We start from the raw sequence: 5,908 nt of genomic DNA, 5'->3' as shown, positions 1-5,908 counted from the left end.
GGATGCAAATTAGGCAAAAGCCGGTTGCATAATCTGCAAAAGTTGTGTTATAGTTTCAGGCTTGGCAGTTACCGAAAACTTAGGGTTAACCCTGATATTTCGATAGCTGCTAAAGAGAAAGCCGGGTGCGAGCCTGGTGAGACCTGAAGAGGTCGTAGGCAAGAAAGCGAAGTGAATCAAACGACGCTGACTTGACAAACGATAAAAACTTCTTCATAATCTCGTTTCTCTGCTGCTGACACAGCGGTCGACGCGAAAGCGAAATCGCCGAAGAAAGCAGAAGATGCAGTAAGTAGTACCGAATTTAGTAGTACCGCTCTTTAACAATTAAACAACCGATAAGTGTGGGCGCTTGATGCGAGTGCACTGTGACTTCGGTCACAAGCACAATGAAATCAAGTGCTCACTAGAAGTGAAGTACCTTAGACGTCAAGTTTAAGAACATACCTCACTTCCTTTGAGTAGCGACGTATGACTCGGTTCTTCGGAACTAAGAAATACGAAACAAATACAGAGATTAAACTGAAGAGTTTGATCCTGGCTCAGATTGAACGCTAGCGGGATGCCTTACACATGCAAGTCGAACGGCAGCACGGACTTCGGTCTGGTGGCGAGTGGCGAACGGGTGAGTAATGTATCGGAACGTGCCCAGTAGCGGGGGATAACTACGCGAAAGCGTAGCTAATACCGCATACGCCCTACGGGGGAAAGCAGGGGATCGCAAGACCTTGCACTATTGGAGCGGCCGATATCGGATTAGCTAGTTGGTGGGGTAACGGCTCACCAAGGCGACGATCCGTAGCTGGTTTGAGAGGACGACCAGCCACACTGGGACTGAGACACGGCCCAGACTCCTACGGGAGGCAGCAGTGGGGAATTTTGGACAATGGGGGAAACCCTGATCCAGCCATCCCGCGTGTGCGATGAAGGCCTTCGGGTTGTAAAGCACTTTTGGCAGGAAAGAAACGTCATGGGTTAATACCCCGTGAAACTGACGGTACCTGCAGAATAAGCACCGGCTAACTACGTGCCAGCAGCCGCGGTAATACGTAGGGTGCAAGCGTTAATCGGAATTACTGGGCGTAAAGCGTGCGCAGGCGGTTCGGAAAGAAAGATGTGAAATCCCAGAGCTTAACTTTGGAACTGCATTTTTAACTACCGGGCTAGAGTGTGTCAGAGGGAGGTGGAATTCCGCGTGTAGCAGTGAAATGCGTAGATATGCGGAGGAACACCGATGGCGAAGGCAGCCTCCTGGGATAACACTGACGCTCATGCACGAAAGCGTGGGGAGCAAACAGGATTAGATACCCTGGTAGTCCACGCCCTAAACGATGTCAACTAGCTGTTGGGGCCTTCGGGCCTTGGTAGCGCAGCTAACGCGTGAAGTTGACCGCCTGGGGAGTACGGTCGCAAGATTAAAACTCAAAGGAATTGACGGGGACCCGCACAAGCGGTGGATGATGTGGATTAATTCGATGCAACGCGAAAAACCTTACCTACCCTTGACATGTCTGGAATGCCGAAGAGATTTGGCAGTGCTCGCAAGAGAACCGGAACACAGGTGCTGCATGGCTGTCGTCAGCTCGTGTCGTGAGATGTTGGGTTAAGTCCCGCAACGAGCGCAACCCTTGTCATTAGTTGCTACGAAAGGGCACTCTAATGAGACTGCCGGTGACAAACCGGAGGAAGGTGGGGATGACGTCAAGTCCTCATGGCCCTTATGGGTAGGGCTTCACACGTCATACAATGGTCGGGACAGAGGGTCGCCAACCCGCGAGGGGGAGCCAATCCCAGAAACCCGATCGTAGTCCGGATCGCAGTCTGCAACTCGACTGCGTGAAGTCGGAATCGCTAGTAATCGCGGATCAGCATGTCGCGGTGAATACGTTCCCGGGTCTTGTACACACCGCCCGTCACACCATGGGAGTGGGTTTTACCAGAAGTAGTTAGCCTAACCGCAAGGGGGGCGATTACCACGGTAGGATTCATGACTGGGGTGAAGTCGTAACAAGGTAGCCGTATCGGAAGGTGCGGCTGGATCACCTCCTTTCAGAGCTTAGTGCTCGTGTTAAGCGTCCACTCTTATCGGTTGTTTGATATATAGCTGGGATCGGTTGTGGGCTTGGGTAGAGGGATTCCTCCCTGTGTCCATGACTCCTGACTACTGATCCGAGAAGGTTTTGGGTCTGTAGCTCAGTCGGTTAGAGCACCGTCTTGATAAGGCGGGGGTCGTTGGTTCGAATCCAACCAGACCCACCAAGTATTCGCAGGTAGTTGATACCGTGAATATGGGGGTGTAGCTCAGCTGGGAGAGCGCCTGCTTTGCAAGCAGGATGTCATCGGTTCGATCCCGTTCACCTCCACCAAGACTTTGTGTCTGGTGTGGTCGTAGAGGCTAACTCATAGCGTCGTGCAGATAATGTCTTCACGGTCTTATGAGTTAGGTTTTACCTAACAGCTATATTCGTTCTTTAACAATCTGGAAGAAGCACAACGAAATGTACTTATCAAGTACTCGGCGCAAGTCGATGAAGATAAGTACGGGTTGTGATTGCATTAATTTTGTTCCAAGTTCTCAAGACTGAAGTGAATAACTTCAGACTGCTTTGAAACTTATGAACGGCACAAACGCTAATACTCAGGTCCTATAGCCTACAGCGTTATAGGATCAAGCGACTAAGTGCATATGGTGGATGCCTTGGCGATCACAGGCGATGAAGGACGTAGTAGCCTGCGAAAAGCTGCGGGGAGCTGGCAAACAAGCTTTGATCCGCAGATGTCCGAATGGGGAAACCCACTCCGCAAGGAGTATCCCTGACTGAATACATAGGTCAGTGGAAGCGAACCGGGTGAACTGAAACATCTCAGTAGCTCGAGGAAAAGAAATCAACCGAGATTCCGAAAGTAGTGGCGAGCGAAATCGGAAGAGCCTTTACGTTTTAGCATGCAAGATAGTCGAACGGAATGGAAAGTCCGGCCGTAGCAGGTGATAGCCCTGTAGACGAAATTTTGTGTGTGGAACTAAGCGTAAGAAAAGTAGGGCGGGACACGTGAAATCCTGTTTGAAGATGGGGGGACCATCCTCCAAGGCTAAATACTCGTGATCGACCGATAGTGAACCAGTACCGTGAGGGAAAGGCGAAAAGAACCCCGGAAGGGGAGTGAAATAGATCCTGAAACCGTATGCATACAAACAGTAGGAGCCTCCTTGTGGGGTGACTGCGTACCTTTTGTATAATGGGTCAGCGACTTACATTCAGTGGCAAGGTTAACCGAATAGGGAAGCCGTAGCGAAAGCGAGTCCGAATAGGGCGATTCAGTCGCTGGGTGTAGACCCGAAACCAGATGATCTATCCATGGCCAGGTTGAAGGCACGGTAACACGTGCTGGAGGACCGAACCCACTAATGTTGAAAAATTAGGGGATGAGCTGTGGATAGGGGTGAAAGGCTAAACAAATCTGGAAATAGCTGGTTCTCTCCGAAAACTATTTAGGTAGTGCCTCAAGTATTACTGCGGGGGGTAGAGCACTGTTATAGCTAGGGGGTCATGGCGACTTACCAAACTATGGCAAACTCCGAATACCCGCAAGTACAGCTTGGGAGACAGAGCACCGGGTGCTAACGTCCGGACTCAAGAGGGAAACAACCCAGACCGCCAGCTAAGGTCCCAAATTATCGCTAAGTGGGAAACGAAGTGGGAAGGCATAGACAGTCAGGAGGTTGGCTTAGAAGCAGCCATCCTTTAAAGAAAGCGTAATAGCTCACTGATCGAGTCGTCCTGCGCGGAAGATGTAACGGGGCTAAGCGATAAACCGAAGCTGCGGGTGTGCACTTTGTGCACGCGGTAGGAGAGCGTTCTGTAAGCCTGCGAAGGTGGCTTGTAAAGGCTGCTGGAGGTATCAGAAGTGCGAATGCTGACATGAGTAGCGATAAAGGGGGTGAAAAGCCCCCTCGCCGTAAGTCCAAGGTTTCCTGCGCAACGTTCATCGGCGCAGGGTGAGTCGGCCCCTAAGGCGAGGCAGAGATGCGTAGCTGATGGGAAGCTGGTTAATATTCCAGCACCGTCGTACAGTGCGATGGGGGGACGGATCGCGGAAGATCATCAGGGTGTTGGATGTCCCTGTTGACATATCGAAGATGGCGCTTAGGCAAATCCGGGCGCGTAAATCAAGGGTATGGCACGAGCGAGCATTGCTTGCGAAGTGATTGGAAGTGGTTCCAAGAAAAGCCTCTAAGCTTCAGCTGTACGAGACCGTACCGCAAACCGACACAGGTGGACGGGATGAATATTCCAAGGCGCTTGAGAGAACTCAGGAGAAGGAACTCGGCAAATTGATACCGTAACTTCGGGAGAAGGTATACCCCGGTAGTGTGAAGCGCCTGCGCGCTTAGCATGATGGGGTCGCAGAGAATCGGTGGCTGCGACTGTTTATTAAAAACACAGCACTCTGCAAAGACGAAAGTCGACGTATAGGGTGTGACGCCTGCCCGGTGCCGGAAGGTTAAGTGATGGGGTGCAAGCTCTTGATCGAAGCCCCGGTAAACGGCGGCCGTAACTATAACGGTCCTAAGGTAGCGAAATTCCTTGTCGGGTAAGTTCCGACCTGCACGAATGGCGTAACGATGGCCACACTGTCTCCTCCTGAGACTCAGCGAAGTTGAAGTGTTTGTGATGATGCAATCTACCCGCGGCTAGACGGAAAGACCCCATGAACCTTTACTGTAGCTTTGCATTGGACTGTGAACCGGCCTGTGTAGGATAGGTGGGAGGCTTTGAAGCGTGGTCGCTAGATCACGTGGAGCCATCCTTGAAATACCACCCTGGTTTGTTTGCGGTTCTAACCTTGGTCCGTTATCCGGATCGGGGACAGTGCATGGTGGGCAGTTTGACTGGGGCGGTCTCCTCCCAAAGTGTAACGGAGGAGTTCGAAGGTACGCTAGGTACGGTCGGAAATCGTGCTGATAGTGCAATGGCATAAGCGTGCTTGACTGTGAGACTGACAAGTCGAACAGGTGCGAAAGCAGGACATAGTGATCCGGTGGTTCTGAATGGAAGGGCCATCGCTCAACGGATAAAAGGTACTCTGGGGATAACAGGCTGATACCGCCCAAGAGTTCATATCGACGGCGGTGTTTGGCACCTCGATGTCGGCTCATCTCATCCTGGGGCTGTAGCCGGTCCCAAGGGTATGGCTGTTCGCCATTTAAAGAGGTACGTGAGCTGGGTTTAAAACGTCGTGAGACAGTTTGGTCCCTATCTGCCGTGGGCGTTGGATACTTGACGGAGCCTGCTCCTAGTACGAGAGGACCGGAGTGGACGTACCTCTGGTGTACCGGTTGTCATGCCAATGGCATTGCCGGGTAGCTAAGTACGGAAGAGATAACCGCTGAAGGCATCTAAGCGGGAAACTCGTCTGAAGATTAGGTATCCCGGGGACTTGATCCCCCTAAAGAGTCGTTCGAGACCAGGACGTTGATAGGTCGGGTGTGGAAGCGCAGTAATGCGTTAAGCTAACCGATACTAATTGCTCGTGAGGCTTGATCCTATAACACTGATGGTTATGACCTGGTGATATAGCGTTCCAAGTGTCGTTCAATACAAAATCTGGCTGCCCCGTCAGCAGCCAGCCAACACCAATTACACCCACTGTGCGGGATCATCGAGCTAGCCTCTGATCCCCACACGTTGCGCTTCTTCCAAGATTGGAGCGGTTGTCCCCAAAGACAATCTCTCAACCAGTTACGCCTGACGACCATAGCAAGGTGGTACCACTCCTTCCCATCCCGAACAGGACAGTGAAACGCCTTTGCGCCGATGATAGTGGACGGACGTCTGTGAAAGTAGGTCATCGTCAGGCTTTTATTCCGCAAAACCCCATAGGCTCTCGCCTGTGGGGTTTTGTCTTT

Annotated in this window: 2 tRNA genes and 3 rRNA genes; all 5 read left to right on the top strand. The window is 51.7% G+C overall.

Annotation, left to right across the window (positions count from 1 at the left end):
• The first annotated feature begins 519 nt into the window (after window positions 1–519).
• The 5 genes from H0523_RS31415 to rrf all read left to right on the top strand — a co-directional run bounded on the left by H0523_RS31415 (window position 520) and on the right by rrf (window position 5,859).
• Window positions 520–2,050 (top strand): 16S ribosomal RNA (locus tag H0523_RS31415).
• 132 nt (window positions 2,051–2,182) lie between these two features.
• Window positions 2,183–2,259, top strand: a tRNA-Ile gene (locus tag H0523_RS31410).
• Window positions 2,260–2,290: 31 nt separating this feature from the next.
• Window positions 2,291–2,366 (top strand) — tRNA-Ala (locus H0523_RS31405).
• A gap of 300 nt (window positions 2,367–2,666) precedes the next feature.
• A 23S ribosomal RNA gene (locus H0523_RS31400) occupies window positions 2,667–5,547 on the top strand.
• 199 nt (window positions 5,548–5,746) lie between these two features.
• Window positions 5,747–5,859, top strand: a 5S ribosomal RNA gene (gene rrf, locus H0523_RS31395).
• Together the 16S, 23S and 5S rRNA genes with 2 tRNA genes alongside form the textbook arrangement of a ribosomal RNA operon.
• The last annotated feature ends 49 nt before the right edge of the window (window positions 5,860–5,908 follow it).

Origin of the sequence: Achromobacter insuavis, assembly GCF_902859645.1 — a bacterium.
In the GTDB taxonomy this organism is placed as follows: Bacteria; Pseudomonadota; Gammaproteobacteria; order Burkholderiales; family Burkholderiaceae_B; genus Achromobacter; species Achromobacter insuavis.
This window is presented reverse-complemented; position numbering and strand designations above follow the sequence as displayed.